The sequence below is a fragment of the Gammaproteobacteria bacterium genome, assembly GCA_013003425.1.
In the GTDB taxonomy this organism is placed as follows: domain Bacteria; phylum Pseudomonadota; class Gammaproteobacteria; order Steroidobacterales; family JABDKV01; genus JABDJB01.
In genome coordinates this window covers 29,965-45,899 of sequence record JABDJB010000094.1, presented here as the reverse complement: position 1 = coordinate 45,899, position 15,935 = coordinate 29,965, and the positions used below count along the sequence as shown (strand labels likewise).

The following is a 15,935-nucleotide window of genomic DNA, read 5'->3' as shown; positions in this document are numbered from 1 at the left end:
CGCATGCAGTGTAGGAAAAGTACGGGAAAACTTCTGTGATGAATTTTGCAGTCTGGAAAAATAAAACTTTTTTACAGAATCAGACCGCTGCTTTTTTGTTTAACCAATTCGTGACAAGCGCAGCAGTTTCTTAAGGTCGTCGCGTATATCAGCAGGCGCACCATCGCGCGGATAACTCAATATCAGGTTACCCAATGGATCAACCAGGAAGATCCGTTCGCTGCCACCATTTTTGGTCAACGCGTCGACGATCTGCATACCCGCTGTGCCGGCCGGCGATATTGTCAACAGTTCTTCGCTGCCAGCACCCAGCTCGGGCACTGCCGCATCATGTAAAACCAGCACGCGGTCGATACGCTCGGTTTCTCGCCCCATCGCAATGCGGACCTGCCGCGTCTTGTAGATTGCCGCAACACAGCTTTCGTCGCAGTCACCGTTCAGGTAATGCACCAGCGTCCAGCGACCGTACAGAAAACCGCCCTCGCTGACACCGCCGCCTGCCAGCGGCTGTGCGTCTCGCGGCAGAGTGATAATCGGCTCAATCAGCTGGCCGTGGTTAGCGCCTGCGCCGGGCTGCCACACGCCGGTCAGGTACAGCGTCCAGGCCAGGGCAAGCGGGCCGATAAACAGCAACCCCATGGCAATCAGGGTGCCACGCCCACGGTGTTCGGCTGTCTCAGTCATCGTGTCGGCGGAATTTAAAAATGATGTAAAGAAGGATCAGCGTGAAAGCCAGCGCAAACCATTGTACGGCGTATCCGATATGCCGTGCCGGTCCGAACTCCGCCGGCTTCCATGCGCGAACAAATCCGTCGGCAGCTGCGGAGTCGAGCCAGATCAGGTGCGGCAAAATTTCAGTCTGCAGCGCTGCGGCAATTTCTGCCGGCGTAGGATAAACGACTCGCTGCGGCCAGCCTTCCTCAGGTTCGCCGCCAAGGCGCATGCCGGGCTGTGGATACGGCACTACCCGACCCTGTATATCACCCCAGCTGCCTGCGACGGACAGGTCGGGACGTGTTTCCCGTGTGAGTGTTTCCGGTATCCAGCCGCGATTGACCAGCACTATCCCGGCGCCGTCGGCCAGCTGCAGCGGCGTGAGCACGTGCAGCCCCGGACGACTTTCGTGAAACATGCCTTCCAGCAGAAACTGCCGTTCCGGCAGATAACGCCCGCGTAGTCGCACCTTGCGGTAGCGCAGCGATTCCGGTGACTGATCAGCGACATCGTTGAAGTCCAATGCATCTTCGGCTGCACCGAAGCGGTCGAACATCACCTGTTTCTGCCCGGCACGATCCAGCTGCCAGAAGCCCAGATATAGCAATAGTGGCAATACCAGCAGCATAGCGACCACGGGCAGCCAGGGCGGCCGGCGCGGGTTTTCGCTGGAGTGGCCCAATCAGCCGGTCGGCGTGACGCCGTGTGGCTGTATCAACCCGAGCCAGTAAGCAATGAACAGCGAGGCAAACAGTGCTACTGACAGACCGATACGCCAGGTCAGCGCCTTCAGCGTGCGGTCTGAATCGCCCTTGTCACGCACCAGGTAAAACATGGCCGAGCCGAGACTCAGCAGAATTCCGACGAATACAACAAGAACGAATAACTTGGCAGCAACCATCTATAGCCAGTAGACAAAAATGAACAAGCCCAGCCAGACCACGTCGACAAAGTGCCAGTACCAGGCAACGCCCTCAAAACCGAAGTGCTTGTCAGGCGTGAAGTGTCCCTTCAGACAGCGAAACCAGATAACGATCAGCATGGTTGCGCCAAGGGTTACATGCAGGCCGTGGAAGCCCGTAAGCATAAAAAATGTTGAGCCATAGATGCCGCTGTCGAGCCGCAGGCTCAGACCTCCATCGGTAATGTCGTGGTATGCATGCATATACTCGAACGCCTGCAGCCCCACAAACAAAAAGCCCAGCAGCCAGGTCAAACCGAGAAAAATATTCAATACGCCACGGTTACCTGCTCTCAGCGCATGATGCGCGATAGTAATAGTCACACCACTGGTCAACAGGATGGCCGTGTTGATAGCAGGCAAACCCCAGGGCCCCATCGGCTTGTACTCGCCGCCGATCTCGGCAGGGCCATTGGAGGGCCACGCGTTTTCGAAACCGGGCCAAAGCAGAAAGTTGGTAAAGAAGTTGTTACTTTCACCGGCAAGCCACGGCAGCGATATCTGCCGCGCATAAAACAGCGCACCGAAAAATGCCGCGAAAAACATTACTTCGGAGGCAATAAACCACGCCATGCCCATGCGGAACGAGCGGTCGACCTGCTGGTTGTAATACCCGTCAACGCTTTCCTTGATCACGACGCCGAACCAGCCGAACAGCATGAACAGCAGCACCGCGGCACCGGCCATCATCGAAAACCGGCCTATGGCGGCGCCGTTGAGCGTCGACGCCACGCCGAACATCAGCAGTAGCAGCGCAATCGAACCCACGATGGGCCAGGGGCTGCCGTGCGGTATGTAATAGCGGTCAGAAGTATGGTCCATGCTCAGTTCCCCATGTCGGCATCGCTATCGGCGACCCGTTGCTGTGCAAAGAAAGTATATGAAAGGGTAACGGTTTCAATATGTGCCGGCAGATCCGGATCGAGAATAAAACGCAGCGGCATGTCACGGCCTTCGTGTGCGTCAAAATCCTGTTCGGTGAAACAGAAGCACTCGGTTTTCTGGAAGTGTCTTGCCGCCTGCCCCGGCGCTACGCTCGGCACGGCATGGCCGATCAGCGGCCGGTCGGTGCGGTTACGTGCGAAAAACGTGGTGTCGTAAAATTTGCCGGGCTGTACCGTCATTTTTGATACCGCCGGACGGAATTCCCACGGTGCGTGCTGATTGGTCGAGGCAATGAACTCGACGGTAACCTGTCTGTCGCTAACCGCCTCCGTTGCAATCGCTGCCGCGCTGGCGGTCTTGCCATTGAGGCCGGTGAGCTCGCAGAACACATCGTACATCGGCACCAGCAGGTAGCCAAAACCGAACATGGCCACCACCATGACCGCCAGTTTGCCGGCAAACCAGGCATTACCCTCCATCAGCCACCACCCCGGATACTGACCAGGTAGATAAATGTCGCATAGACGGCCACCGCGAAAACCCCTAAGCCAATCGCCCAGGAAATCACCCGCGACCTGCGGCTATTGTCATCGTGTCTGTCCACGCCTTATTACTTGACCTCGGGGGCAACCTCAAAGGTGTGGTGCGGAGCTGGTGACGGAACGGTCCACTCCAGACCCTCGGCACCTTCCCAGACCTGCTGCGAGGCTTTTTCACCGCCACGCACGCAGCTCCATATGATGTAGACGAACAGCAGCTGGCTGGCACCAAAAACAAATGCACCAATGCTCGACACCATGTTGAAGTCGGCAAACTGGGTTGCGTAGTCGGGTATACGGCGCGGCATGCCGGCCAGCCCGAGGAAGTGCTGCGGGAAAAACGTAACGTTGACAAAAATTGCCGACAGCCAGAAATGCAGCTTGCCCAGCTTCTCGTTGTACATGTGGCCGGTCCACTTGGGCAGCCAGTAGTAGACGCCCGCCATGATCGCGAACACCGCGCCCGGCACCAGTACGTAGTGAAAGTGCGCCACCACGAAATACGTATCGTGATACTGGAAGTCAGCCGGAGTGATACCGAGCATCAAACCGGAAAACCCGCCAATGGTGAAAAGGAACACAAACCCGATAGCAAAAAGCATGGGCGTCTCGAACGTCATCGAGCCACGCCACATCGTTGTCATCCAGTTAAATACCTTCACCCCGGTCGGCACCGCAATGAGCATGGTGGCAAACATGAAGAACAGCTGGCCGGCCAGCGGCATGCCAACGGTGAACATGTGGTGCGCCCAGACGATGAAGGACAGGAACGCGATACTGGCAGTGGCGTACACCATCGAGTCGTAGCCGAATAGCGGTTTACGCGCAAAGGTCGGGATGATCTGCGACACGATGCCAAACGCCGGCAGGATCATGATGTAGACCTCGGGATGACCAAAGAACCAGAACACATGCTGGAACATCAGCGGATCACCACCGCCACCGGCATTGAAAAAGCTGGTGCCAAAATACTCATCGGTAAGCAGCATAGTCACCGCGCCGGCAAGCACCGGCATCGCCAGGATGAGCAGGTAAGCGGTGATCAGCCAGGTCCAGACAAACAGCGGCATCTTCAGCAGGCCCATACCCGGCGCACGCATGTTCATGATGGTAACGACGATATTGATCGCGCCCATGATTGACGACATACCCATCAGGTGAACCGAGAAGATCAGGAACGGAAATGCATCGCCTGTCTGCAAAACCAGGGGCGGGTACATGGTCCAGCCGGCGGCGGGGGCTCCACCGCTGACAAAAAGCGTAGACAACAACAGGCCAAAGGCGACCGGCAAAATCCAGAAGCTCCAGTTGTTCATACGCGGCAGCGCCATATCGGGCGCACCGACCATCAGCGGCACCATCCAGTTGGCCAGGCCGACAAAGGCCGGCATGACAGCGCCGAATATCATCATCAGCGCGTGCATGGTGGTCATCTGGTTGAAGAAGCCCGGATCGACAAACTGCAGCCCGGGCTGGAACAGCTCGGCACGAATTACCATGGCCATGGCGCCGCCGACAAAGAACAAGGTCAGCGCAAACACCAGGTACATGGTGCCGATGTCCTTGTGATTGGTGGCAAATACCCACCGCCGCCAACCGCTCGGTGCGTCGTGATGCTCGTCGTGATGTGCGTCTGTGGCTGTGCTCATATGAGCGCTCCCCTTAGATTTACCGTGCTGCCTTGACGTCTGCCGGCTGGACTATATCGCCGGTGTCGTTACCCCAGGCATTTCGTTCATATGTGATGATTGCTGCAATGTCGGCGTCGCTGAGATAGGCGAATGACGCCATCGCGGTGCCCGGCACGCCGTTGAGCAACTGTCCTATATGGCCATCAACCGGGCCGGTCGCGATGGCACTGCCGGCCAATGCCGGAAAGCCACCCACTTCCAGGCCCTGGCCGTTGGGCTGGTGGCAGGCCGAACAATTGGTGAGATAGGCAGACTCGCCGCGGCTCATCAGTTCATCCATGCTCATATCCATGTCGACCGCGGCGCTGCTGCCGGCACCGCCTGCAGCACCACCTGCTGATGCAGTAGCTGCCTGCGAACCACCCGGGACATCGGCCACGCCGCCACCAGCGGCCCCGCCGTTTGCTGCCACCCATGCGGCAAATTCATCCTCAGGCTGCACCTCAACTACGATTGGCATGAAACCGTGATCACGACCGCACAACTCGGCACACTGGCCGCGGTAAACGCCGGTCTCCTCGGCCTGGAACCACATTTCGTTAACGAAGCCGGGTATCGCGTCGCGTTTGCCGCCTAGTTCCGGCACCCACCACGCATGCAGTACGTCATTGGAGGTAAGCAGTATGCGTACTTTCTTGTTGACCGGAACGATGACCCGGCGATCGACATCGCGCAGATAGTTTTCGATCTGGTAAACATCAACACCGGAACCAACCTGACGCGCAGCATTGCTCACGGCATCGATATTGCTGAAGAAACCGAAGTTGCTCTGCACAAAAGGATCATCCGGCCTGCCCAGGTATTCGTAGTGCCACTTCCACTGGTACCCGGTGACCTTGATAGTGATATCAGGAGCGCGCGTGTCCTCGATCTTTATCAGCGATTCCGCTGCCGGAATTGCCATCGCCACCAGGATGACGATCGGGATGATGGTCCAGATAATTTCCATCTTTGTGCTATGGACCATCGTGGTGTCGGGCTGCGCCCCCCGCGAGCGGCGGAACATATATAAGGAATAAAACATCACGCCGAAAACCACGACCGCAATCGCGACGCACACCCAGAAAATGAGCATGTGCAGCTGATAGGTATCGCGACTGATTGGCGTCACCCCCGGCATGAGATTGAGTTCCCAGTCAGCCAGCGCCGCCGGCAGGAGCAGGAAAAAACTCAACAGGCCGAATACGGCACTTCGGGAATACTGGCGGATTCGCTCACGCATGAGGGAAACTCCTGTCATCGATGCGCATTGCCGGGTTTAGCGACTTCTTGCCAGCGATCAGGCGTGTGTGCTGTTGTGCCGATGAGCTCATCGAGCCTGCGGCCCAGCCCTATTCTTTCGGACTCTGTCAGACACCTGCCTATTTCGCAGCTGCGCCCATGCGAGCTGATTACCAGCCGGCTCGGATAAGACGCAAGTCGGGTCGGGCGCAGGTTAACACGCGCCCAATGCAGGGGAAATACCGTGCATTCCCGCTGTCGTGTGCGCCCGCGTGCAACTTCGATCCGGTCGGGGAAAATGCTGATCACCTCGCGATAGCTGCCACGATGCAGGCTGAGCCACAACGCCACACCCAGCACCATCATTTCCAGGCCCGCAAACGGCAGCACCGGCCAGTAGCCCAACCAGACAAATACCAGCGCGATACCCAGCGACGCCGTGCATACCCACAGGTAGAAGATCACTGCCGCGCGCCAGCTAAGGCTGCAGTTCGGCGTCACCTGGATACGGTGGGGGGATTGCTCTGCGGAAGCCACGGGAAAATGGTACTGGAACCGTTTCAACAGCGACAAACCTGCCTGCGCCGGCGGCTGCCGCAGCCCGGTGAAAGCACGGATCAATTATCCGGAATTCCTCACAAAAACATGCTGTTACATTAGGCGCTATCCGAAATCGACCCAGCTGTCGCGATTAGCGGTGCGGGATGCTGTCTATCGGGATGCGGGTCACTCCATCGCGCGTTTGCTGCCGGCCGGGGAGCGGGCCCCAGGCCTGGCCGTAGACCACCTCGAAAGTCGCAGGCAGCACGCTATCGTCGCGATGCGTCTCGTATGCTGCGCCGAGCCGGCGCAACGCTGACCGGCCAGACAGGCCACGACGCCGCCCCGGCAGGGCGTTGAGCGAGCCCATTCCGCGCAGGTCGCGCAGCAGGCCGGCAACATCCGTGTAAGTTGCCCGCACCTCCTCCACGTCCATGACCGGCTCGGCAAATCCCGCCCGCATCAGGGCGTCACCGATATCGTGCATGTCGAAAAAGGGGTGCACGTGCTCGTAGTCATCCACCGTGCGCCATGCCTGGCGCAACTCCTTCAGCGTGTCCGGACCGAAGGTCGCGAAACTGAAGGCACCATGCGGACGCAACACGCGGCAGCACTCGACCAGCACAGCATCGAGATCATCGCACCATGGCAGCATCAGGTTGCTGAAAATCAGATCGACGCTGGCATCGGGCAACGGCATTGCGGCGGCATCGGCACACATGCCACGAATTCGATCCGCAGCGGGCACCGCAGCGATCATCGCCGGCGCGATATCCAGGCAAAGGATACCGGCCCGTGGGTAGCGCTTGCTCAACTTCAGAGCGGAAAAACCGCTGGCTGCGCCCAGGTCCAGCACGACCTTCGGATCGATTGCCAGGTAGTCGAGCCGTTCAAGCAGCCGCGCGCGTATCTCTCGTACAACGACGGCGTTCGCCTCATAATCCGGCGCCGCGCGCTCAAAACCCTGCAAAACGCGCGATTTCTCCAGTCTGTATTCGTTCACGGCAACATTATTGAAGGCTTTTACGCCAGAAATCCAACTCGACCGCCATCTCCGGTGCAGCAATCATCAGGCCCATGCCCGATACCACGCAGTTCACCACCCGGCTCGGCGAATGGCTCATGCCGCCGCGCTGCGTGGTATGCGGCGGTCGCGGCAACAATCGTGACCTGTGCCGGCATTGCGCAGTTGAGCTCCCCTGGAATCTTCCCTGCTGCCTGCGCTGCGCACTGCCGCTGGCCACCGGCGGGCTGTGTGGTGAATGCGCTGTACGCCCGCCGTTGTGGCATCGGGCGCATGCGCCTTTGCGCTATGAATTTCCGGTCGACAGCCTGCTGCGACAGCTGAAATTCCAGCGTCGCCTGGCGCATGGCCGCGTGCTCGGGGAGTTGTTAGCGCAATGGGTTGCCAGTTTCGACGACGCTCTGCCGGAGCTGATTGTTCCTACACCGCTGCACTGGCGTCGCCAGCTGCTGCGCCGCTTCAACCAGGCCGACGAAATCGCTCGTCCGCTGCAACGCCAGTTAGACGTGCCCGTCGTCGCCGCCTGCAGCCGGCGCATTGCAACGCCACCACAAAGAGGCCTCAAGGCTGCGCAACGCCGGCGCAACCTGCGTCATGCGTTTGCCGTCCGCCAACCGGTCAGGGGCCGGCATGTCGCGCTGGTCGACGATATTTTTACTACTGGCGCGACGTTGGCCGAGCTAACGCGGGTTCTGCTACGCGCCGGCGCCGCGCGTGTCGACGTCTGGACCATCGCACGCGTCGCAAAATAAAACGGGGCCTTGCGGCCCCGTCACGTGTGAACGACTGCAGTAGCGGCTTCCCGGGCAGGCCGCTAATCAATCCGCGAAATCAGTCCAGAGGAATGCGAATTTTTTGCCCGACATAAATCTTGTCGGGATCTTCGATTATTTCGCGATTGGCCTCGAAGATTTTCGGGTACTGCATGGCATCGCCGTAGTACTTCTTGGCCAGCTTCGACAGCGTATCGCCGGACTGGATGACATAGAACTCTACTTTCGGTTCCCCGACTTGTTCCTTGTTGCCGCCCAGCACTGCTGCCGCGCCTTCCTTTGCACGCTCCGCAGCCTTGGCCACCGACTCTTCGGCCGGACGCGTCTTGTCGTAGGTCAGGTTGCTGGCATCGACATCCACGACACCCTGCACGTTGCCTGCCATCAGTACCACTTTCTGGTGCGCATCACCGCTTTCGCAGTGGCCACGCAGCGAAACAATACCGCCGTCGAATTCGACACCGAGGTTTTTCACACCCGGGTTGTTGGCCTCGATCAGCTCCTGAATTTTTTCGGCAGCGTCCTCATCTTTATTGAAGACGCGACGGCCGACATCTTTGACAAATCCAAATAAATCCATGGTTTACCCCTTCTGCGAGGGCCTGCCGGACCCCCTTGGTCTTTGTAGCGGTTGCTCCGGCTGGGTGCCAGGCGACCGAGTGGGCGGCAAGTATAAGAGGTATTGGAGCAAAACCGAACCCTGCCGGGCCCGCTCAATGATTGTTAACTGCTCTATGTCTGGTAGAGGTAATCCAGCGCGATGCCGGCAAAGACCAGCGCGCCGGTCATGTTGTTGTTCAGAAAGGCACGAAAACAGCGCCCGCCGTCACGCCCTGCGATCAGGAACTGCTGATAAAGCAGTGACAGTGTCGCGGCGACCAGCCCGGCAAAATACCAGCCGTCAAGGCCGGCCCACCGTCCGACCAGCCACAGTCCGACAAGCATCAGCAGCTGCATGATGGCGATGATGACCCGGTCGGCACTGCCAAAAAGCACGGCGGTGGACTTGACGCCGATCCTGATGTCGTCGGCACGATCGACCATTGCGTAGATGGTGTCGAATGCGGCGGTCCACAACACCACGCAGCCGAACAACAACCAGGCGATTGGCGGCACCTCACCGGTCTGTGCCGCAAAGGCCATCGGCGTACCCCAGGCGAAAGCAATTCCCAGGTAGTACTGCGGCAGGTTGGTCCACCGCTTCAGAAACGGATAGGTTGCAGCGAGCAGCACTCCGGCGATTGCGAGCCTGATGGTCAACGCATTAGTTGTAAGAACCAGGCCGAAAGCGATCAGAGCGAGAATCGCAAATACCGCCAGCGCCTCGGCTGGCGCGAGGCGTCCCGCTGCCAGCGGCCGCTCACGGGTGCGCTGTACATGAGGATCGAAATTACGATCGGCAAAATCGTTGATGGCGCAGCCGGCGGAACGCATCAGAAAAGAACCAGCGACAAATACGACCAGCAGGTAAGGATCAGGCTTGCCGGCGGCGGCAATCCACAGCGCCCACAGCATTGGCCACATCACCAGATACGTACCGATAGGGCGATCGAGGCGGATCAGCAGGGCATACTGGCGCAGACGCTCCGGCACGGTGCGCGATTCAGGCAGCCGCTATGCGACCGGCGGCCGGAAAAAAAACTTCGTTGATCGAAAGTTCGCTGACGTCCAGATGAATCAGCGATTGCCGTGCCAGCAACGATGCCGGACGTTGGCCGAGCCCGGTATCGCGGACGGCTCGTTCATACAGGCGATCACCCGGCTTCAGTTCGGCCAGGTAAAGACCGCCGCGTTTTACGTTGTCACGATGAAACAACGTATCGCCCAGCGGCCGGTTGCCGAGTTCGCTCAGCCACGGATTAGCCTGCAGTGTCGTCTGTGGAATTACCGTCTGGGCAAAAACCCAGGGCCGCTCACCGCAAAACATTATTACTTCACGGACCAGTGCGCGTGACTGCTGCCGCTGGCGCTCACCCAGAAGTTGCAGCCGGAAGGCCTCGCCACACAGCTCGCGCAGGCGCCGGGTCAGCGAGCCGGTGATGCCCAGCAGTTCGTGCACGCGCGCATCGATCGACAGGTTGGCGGCGTCGGCAATGGCAAACCATTCGACTGCGTCGCCTTGTTCGTGTTGTTGTCTGCTCAATGTCACTGACGGACCCACTGCTTGATCGCTCATTGTAGCTGCTAAGCCTGGCGCACGGGAACGGCCCGGTTTTACCCGAAGTTTCGCCGGTTTCGACCCCTGCAAAAACCAAAAATCGTCGAACCGGACCGGCCGGTTCGACACCTTTAGCCTGCCACCCACCCGAAGCCGCGCGCCTGGCCACAACGATGGATCATCGCAAGTAATCGCGGCAAGATGCCGCTCCCACCGGGATGTCGGTCCCACCGGGATGTCGGTCCCACCGGGATGTCGGTCCCATGAGATATCGTCGCAAGTAATCGCGGCAAGATGCCGCTCCCACCGGGATGCCGCTCCCACCGGGATGTCGGTCCCACCGGGATGCCGGTCCCACGCGATAGTTAAACCTTGCCGTAACGCGCGCCGGCTTCACCGATCCACCGTCGGATCAGCCGCGCAACGACATCCGGCTGTTCGGCCAGCAATTGCGAGGCGCTGCGCTGCACCTGCCCGATCAGGTGAGCGTCACGTACCAGGTCGGCAACTTTCATCTGGATCAGGCCGGTCTGTCGCGTACCAAGCAACTCACCGGCGCCGCGCAATTCGAGGTCCTTGCTGGCCACCTCGAATCCGTCATCCGTGCGGCGCAATACACCCAGACGCTCTTTTGCCATCCTGGAAAGCGGCGGCTTGTACAGCAGCACACAGCTGCTGGCATCGGATCCACGCCCCACGCGGCCGCGTAACTGGTGCAGCTGTGCCAGACCCATGCGCTCGGCGTTTTCGATAATCATCAGGCTGGCATTCGGCACATCCACGCCGACCTCGATCACGGTGGTGGCAACCAGCAGGTCGACCTTGCCGTCCTTGAACGCCTGCATCACACGGTCACGTTGTTCCGGTTTTACGCGCCCATGCACGAGCGCAACGTGATAGTCAGGTAACGCCTCCGCCAGGGCGCTGGCGGTGTTCTCGGCGGCCTCGGCTTCGAGTTGATCTGATTCCTCGATCAGCGGGCACACCCAGTACACCTGGCGCTTGTCGCGCAGGGCGGTTGCCACCCGCTGCACCACATCGGCACGGCGGTTGTCCGGTAAAGCGACGGTCTCGACCGGTTTGCGGCCCGGGGGTTTCTCGTCAATTACCGAAGTATCCAGGTCGGCATAGGCAGTCATCGCCAGGGTGCGCGGTATTGGTGTCGCCGTCATCACCAGCTGATGCGGAACGTGGCTGCCCTGTGCGCCCTTCTCGCGCAGGGCCAGGCGCTGGTGCACGCCGAAGCGATGCTGCTCATCGATAACCACCAGCGCCAGGCTGCCAAACTCGACGCCTTCCTGGAACAGGGCATGAGTACCGATGACGACCGGAGCACCGGCGGCAATCGATGTCAGCGCCGCGCGCCGCTGCGCCACTTTCAATCGGCCACTCAGCCACACCACGTCGATACCCAGCGGTTCGAACCAGTCGCGGAAAGTTGCCAGGTGCTGCTCGGCCAGCAGCTCGGTCGGTGCCATGATTGCCACCTGGTGCCCGGCATCGGCAGCACAAAGGGCGGCCCCGGCTGCAACAACGGTTTTGCCGGAACCGACGTCACCCTGCAGCAGCCGCATCATGGGATTGTCGCAAGCAAGGTCGTCGCCGATCTCGCCCAGCGCACGCTGCTGCGCACCCGTCAGGGTAAACGGAAGCGCAGCTATAAAACGGCGCTGCAGGGGGCCGTCTGCCGGCAGCGACAATGACTGTTCGACGCGCACATTTTCCCGCAGCCGGCGCAGACTGAGGTGATGCGCCAGAAGCTCCTCGAAAGCCAGCCGCTGCTGCGCCGGATGACGACACGACATGAGTTGCCCTGTATCGGTACCCGGGGGTGGCCGGTGCACGAACAACAACGCATCGCGCAAAGACGGAAAGTCCATGCCGGCGGTCAGCGCGTCGGGCAACAACTCGGGTGATTCGGCCGCGACCAGTTCCTCGAGCGCGCGACCTGTCAGCATGCGCAAGCGCCCCTGCTGCAGCCCCTCGGTCGTCGGGTAAACCGGTGTCAGGTGATCTTCGGCGCTGTCGGTGTCTCCCTCGCGCAAAACCCGATACTCGGGATGCGCAATTTCGAGCCCGCCGCGGCCGCGACGCACTTCGCCAAAACAGCGCAGCCTTGCACCACGTTCGAGCGCTTTTTGCTGGAAGCGTGAAAAATGAAAGAAGCGCAACGTGATCTGCCCGGTGCCGTCGGCAAGCGAAGCAATGAGCATGCGGCGGCCACGATAAACTACGGCAGCGGTCTGTATTTCGCCCTCGAACACCGCCTTGTCGCCGGCCTGCAGGCCACCGATAGGACGAACCTGGGTGCGATCTTCGTAACGCACCGGCAAATGGAAAAGCAGGTCGGCCACCTGCGTGACACCGATGCGCTCCAGGTGTTGCGCCAGTGCAGGACCAACGCCCGACAGCTCCGTTGTCGGGCGCAGCATGCTGCGGCGGGTTTGCTGCGGGGCGCTCACCGGCCAGCCGGTTTCAGTCGAGTTCGAGCACCGCGTCGACTTCGACGGTGGCGCCTTTTGGCAATGCTGCTACACCGACCACGGCACGGGCCGGGTAGGGCTCGGCAAAAAAATCCGGCATTACTTCGCTCACAACGGGGAAATTACCCAGGTCGGTCAGGTAAACATTCAGCTTGACCACATCCGCCAGGCTGCCACCGGCTGCCTGCGCCACCGCCGCCAGGTTGCCAAATACCTGGGTGATCTGGGCGGCAATATCACCGCCGACCAGCTCGCCGCTTTCCGGTGACAACGGAATCTGCCCGGAAAGGTACACGGTGCCGCCGTGTCGCGCGGCCTGGGAATAGGTTCCAATGGCTGCTGGTGCAGCATCTGTCTGGATTGGTAATCGCGGCATGGCTCCCCCTTTTGTTACGCGCAGATGCGCTGCACTCGCAGCACCTCTGGCATGCCCTTGATACCGGCCAGCACCTGCCCGAGATGCTCGCCGTCGGTAACCTGAAGCATGAACGTCAGCGTGGAATTGTCGCCGTCGCGCTCGACCACCTGGACGTTTTCGATATTTGACCGGTTGCCGGCGATGTTGGCCGACACAGCGGCGAGCACGCCCATGCGATTTATTACATCGACACGAATCTCGACCGGGAATTCGCGATCGAGATCCGGCTCCCATTCCACAGCAATCCATTTGTCAGGCTGCTTGCGATAATCGACCAGGTTGCCGCAGGTCTCGCGATGCACCACCAGACCCCGCCCGGCGCTCAGGTAACCCATGATGTTGTCCGGCGGCACCGGATAACAGCAACGCGCATAGGTCACCAGCATGCCTTCGGCGCCGGCAATCGCTACCGGCGCCGCTTTGCTGTCCTGTGATTCATCGGCGATGCTGTCTGGCATCAGCCGGCGCGCGATCAGCGGCGCCAGCTGGCGACCAAGGCCAATTTCGGCATACAGGGCATCAGTGCTCTCAAGTTTCAGCTCGTCCAGCGTTGCCTTCAGCTTGTTACGACTCACCTTGCGAATGGTCAATGACAAGTCCGCCAGCGATTTGCTCAGCAGGCGCTTGCCGAGGCGCACCGCCTCGCTGTGACGCAGGCTCTTCAGATAAGAACGGATCGCCGAACGCGCCTTCGCGGTGACGACAAAGTTGACCCAGGCCGGATTTGGCCGGGCCGTACGCGACTTGATGATTTCCACCGTTTGCCCGTTGCGCAGTGTGGTGTGCAGCGGTACCGGCCGGCGGTCGATCTTTGCGCCGACGCAGCGATTGCCAACATCCGTGTGGACGGCGTAGGCGAAGTCAATCACGGTTGCTCCACGGGGCAGCCGGCGAATATCTCCATTGGGCGTAAACACGTAGACCTTTTCGGGGAAAAGGTCGATACGCACGCTCTCGAGAAATTCCTCGGAGCTGCCACTTTCCTGCATCTCCACCATGCGGTCGAGCCATTCGCGCGCCCGTGCATGGGCACTGGAACTGGGTTTCTCGCCGGTCTTGTAAAACCAGTGGGCAGCAATACCGCTTTCGGCCAGCTTGTCCATGTCCTCGGTGCGGATCTGCACTTCTATCGGTACGCCCTTCGGTCCGAACAGCGTCGTGTGCAACGACTGGTAGCCGTTCATGCGTGGTATCGCAATATAATCCTTGAATCGACCCGGCATCGGTTTGTACAACCGGTGCACCACACCGAGCGACCGGTAGCAGGTATCCACGTCGTCGACGATGATGCGAAAGCCATAGACGTCCCCTATCTCTGCCAGTGACCGGCCCTTGCGCTGCATTTTCTGGTAGATGCTGTAGACGTGCTTTTCCCGGCCACTGACCCGGCCGCTGATACCGGCGTCATCCAGGGCTGCGTCGACGGTATCGATGATCCGTTTCAGCACCCGCCGGCTGCCGGCGTTTTTCTTGATATGCCGCTCCAGCACCTCGTAGCGATTGGGATAAAGGTTGCGGAACGACAGGTCCTCCAGCTCCACGCGGATGGAATGAATGCCCAGGCGATTTGCTATCGGCGCGTAGATTTCCAGCGTTTCTCGCGCAATACGTCCGCGCTTCTCCTGCGGCAGAACGTCCAGGGTGCGCATGTTGTGCAGCCGGTCTGCCAGTTTTACCAGGATCACGCGAATGTCTTTGGCAACTGCCAGCAGCATCTTGCGAAAACTTTCAGCCTGCGCCTCGGCCTTGCTCTTGAACCTTAGCTGGTCCAGCTTGCTGACGGCGTCAACAATCTCGGCCACGTCATCGCCGAAACGCTCGGCAATTACCTGCTTGTCAGTGCCGGTATCTTCGATTACGTCGTGTAACAACGCAGCGCACAGGCTCTGGTAGTCCATGCGCAGCTCGGCGAGGATGCCGGCGACAGCAACAGGATGGGTGATATACGGTTCACCGGACAGGCGCTTTTGTCCTTCGTGCGCCTCGGCGCCGAAGCTGTAAGCGTCGTAAACGGTGTTGATTTGCTCTTCGGGCAGGTACTCCTGCAGCCGCGCAAGCAATTCCTTTATATCGGCAAATTGCTTACCGCGCGGCAGGCGACTCAGGATCGATGCCGCGGTCGACATGCTCGTGGCTGCTTGTGTCGCCCGGGCGCGATCACTGCCGGGCTAGTCGAGCGGCGTCGCTGTGGGCGGGATGATCTGGGTCTCGGCCGGTGCCTGCGGTTGCTCCTCGCTGCCTTCTGCTTTTTCTTTCGGTTCGTCCTCGAACACCGATTCGAGCAGCTGTTGTTGGTCGCTTTCCTCGAGGATGTCGCTGTTGACATGACCCTCGGCGATCTCGCGCAGGGAGACTACCGTGGGCTTGTCGTTCTCCCACTCGACCATGGCTTCGGCGCCGTTTGCCAGCCGCCGCGAGCGCTTCGCCGCAGTCAGCACCAGATCGAAGAGATTCGGGATGCGCTTGAGGCAATCCTCAACTGTAATGCGTGCCATTGTGTTACCTGTCCAACCGTGATCCGCTTTGCG

17 protein-coding genes are annotated in these 15,935 nt (G+C 59.9%); 1 reads left to right on the top strand and 16 read right to left on the bottom strand.

All coding sequences use genetic code 11. The features are described from left to right. Positions 1–99: 99 nt before the first annotated feature. The 9 genes from HKN06_13115 to bioC all read right to left on the bottom strand — a co-directional run bounded on the left by HKN06_13115 (position 100) and on the right by bioC (position 7,554). The gene (locus HKN06_13115; GenBank protein ID NNF62251.1) at positions 100–684 is read right to left on the bottom strand and encodes a hypothetical protein; all 585 of its coding nucleotides are present in this window, start codon (positions 682–684) and stop codon (positions 100–102) included. Next, entirely contained in the window at positions 677–1,342 is a 666-nt protein-coding gene (locus HKN06_13110) for an SURF1 family protein (GenBank protein NNF62250.1), read from the bottom strand. The genes HKN06_13115 and HKN06_13110 overlap by 8 nt, the downstream gene beginning before the upstream one ends. A gap of 54 nt (positions 1,343–1,396) precedes the next feature. Further along, positions 1,397–1,615, bottom strand: a complete 219-nt coding sequence (locus HKN06_13105; protein ID NNF62249.1) for a twin transmembrane helix small protein — start codon at positions 1,613–1,615, stop codon at positions 1,397–1,399. Beyond that, positions 1,616–2,497 (bottom strand): cytochrome c oxidase subunit 3, encoded by an 882-nt coding sequence (locus HKN06_13100; GenBank protein ID NNF62248.1) that lies wholly within the window; start codon positions 2,495–2,497, stop codon positions 1,616–1,618. A gap of 2 nt (positions 2,498–2,499) precedes the next feature. Then, positions 2,500–3,039 carry a cytochrome c oxidase assembly protein gene (locus tag HKN06_13095; GenBank protein ID NNF62247.1) on the bottom strand — a complete coding sequence of 180 codons (540 nt, stop codon included), beginning with the start codon at positions 3,037–3,039 and terminating at the stop codon, positions 2,500–2,502. A 131-nt stretch (positions 3,040–3,170) separates the two neighbouring features. Continuing rightward, positions 3,171–4,748: a cytochrome c oxidase subunit I gene (ctaD, locus tag HKN06_13090; GenBank protein NNF62246.1), complete on the bottom strand. Its 1,578-nt coding sequence runs from the start codon at positions 4,746–4,748 to the stop codon at positions 3,171–3,173. 19 nt (positions 4,749–4,767) lie between these two features. Next, positions 4,768–6,012 carry a cytochrome c oxidase subunit II gene (coxB, locus tag HKN06_13085; GenBank protein ID NNF62245.1) on the bottom strand — a complete coding sequence of 415 codons (1,245 nt, stop codon included), beginning with the start codon at positions 6,010–6,012 and terminating at the stop codon, positions 4,768–4,770. A 14-nt stretch (positions 6,013–6,026) separates the two neighbouring features. Then, a complete protein-coding gene (locus tag HKN06_13080; GenBank protein NNF62244.1) occupies positions 6,027–6,518 on the bottom strand; it encodes a DUF2244 domain-containing protein in 492 nt (163 codons plus the stop codon). 184 nt (positions 6,519–6,702) lie between these two features. After that, entirely contained in the window at positions 6,703–7,554 is an 852-nt protein-coding gene (gene bioC / locus HKN06_13075) for a malonyl-ACP O-methyltransferase BioC (GenBank protein NNF62243.1), read from the bottom strand. 74 nt (positions 7,555–7,628) lie between these two features. Here bioC and HKN06_13070 point away from each other — a divergent pair, with 74 nt between their 5' ends. After that, positions 7,629–8,327, top strand: coding sequence for a ComF family protein (locus HKN06_13070; GenBank protein ID NNF62242.1), 699 nt, complete (start codon positions 7,629–7,631; stop codon positions 8,325–8,327). Positions 8,328–8,406: 79 nt separating this feature from the next. Here the strand turns inward: HKN06_13070 and lysM are convergent, their stop codons facing one another. From lysM to HKN06_13035, 7 genes are all read right to left on the bottom strand, one after another. Continuing rightward, the gene (gene lysM, locus HKN06_13065) at positions 8,407–8,928 is read right to left on the bottom strand and encodes a peptidoglycan-binding protein LysM (protein NNF62241.1); all 522 of its coding nucleotides are present in this window, start codon (positions 8,926–8,928) and stop codon (positions 8,407–8,409) included. A gap of 152 nt (positions 8,929–9,080) precedes the next feature. Further along, the gene (gene ubiA / locus HKN06_13060; GenBank protein ID NNF62240.1) at positions 9,081–9,941 is read right to left on the bottom strand and encodes a 4-hydroxybenzoate octaprenyltransferase; all 861 of its coding nucleotides are present in this window, start codon (positions 9,939–9,941) and stop codon (positions 9,081–9,083) included. 10 nt (positions 9,942–9,951) lie between these two features. Beyond that, positions 9,952–10,524, bottom strand: a complete 573-nt coding sequence (locus HKN06_13055) for a chorismate lyase (protein ID NNF62239.1) — start codon at positions 10,522–10,524, stop codon at positions 9,952–9,954. 347 nt (positions 10,525–10,871) lie between these two features. Next, positions 10,872–12,938, bottom strand: coding sequence for an ATP-dependent DNA helicase RecG (recG, locus tag HKN06_13050; GenBank protein ID NNF62238.1), 2,067 nt, complete (start codon positions 12,936–12,938; stop codon positions 10,872–10,874). Between the two features lie 43 nt (positions 12,939–12,981). Further along, on the bottom strand, positions 12,982–13,365 hold the full coding sequence (locus HKN06_13045; GenBank protein ID NNF62237.1) for a RidA family protein: 384 nt from the start codon (positions 13,363–13,365) through the stop codon (positions 12,982–12,984). A 14-nt stretch (positions 13,366–13,379) separates the two neighbouring features. Then, entirely contained in the window at positions 13,380–15,533 is a 2,154-nt protein-coding gene (locus tag HKN06_13040) for a bifunctional (p)ppGpp synthetase/guanosine-3',5'-bis(diphosphate) 3'-pyrophosphohydrolase (protein ID NNF62236.1), read from the bottom strand. Positions 15,534–15,575: 42 nt separating this feature from the next. Continuing rightward, positions 15,576–15,902, bottom strand: coding sequence for a DNA-directed RNA polymerase subunit omega (locus HKN06_13035; GenBank protein NNF62235.1), 327 nt, complete (start codon positions 15,900–15,902; stop codon positions 15,576–15,578). Positions 15,903–15,935: the final 33 nt, after the last annotated feature.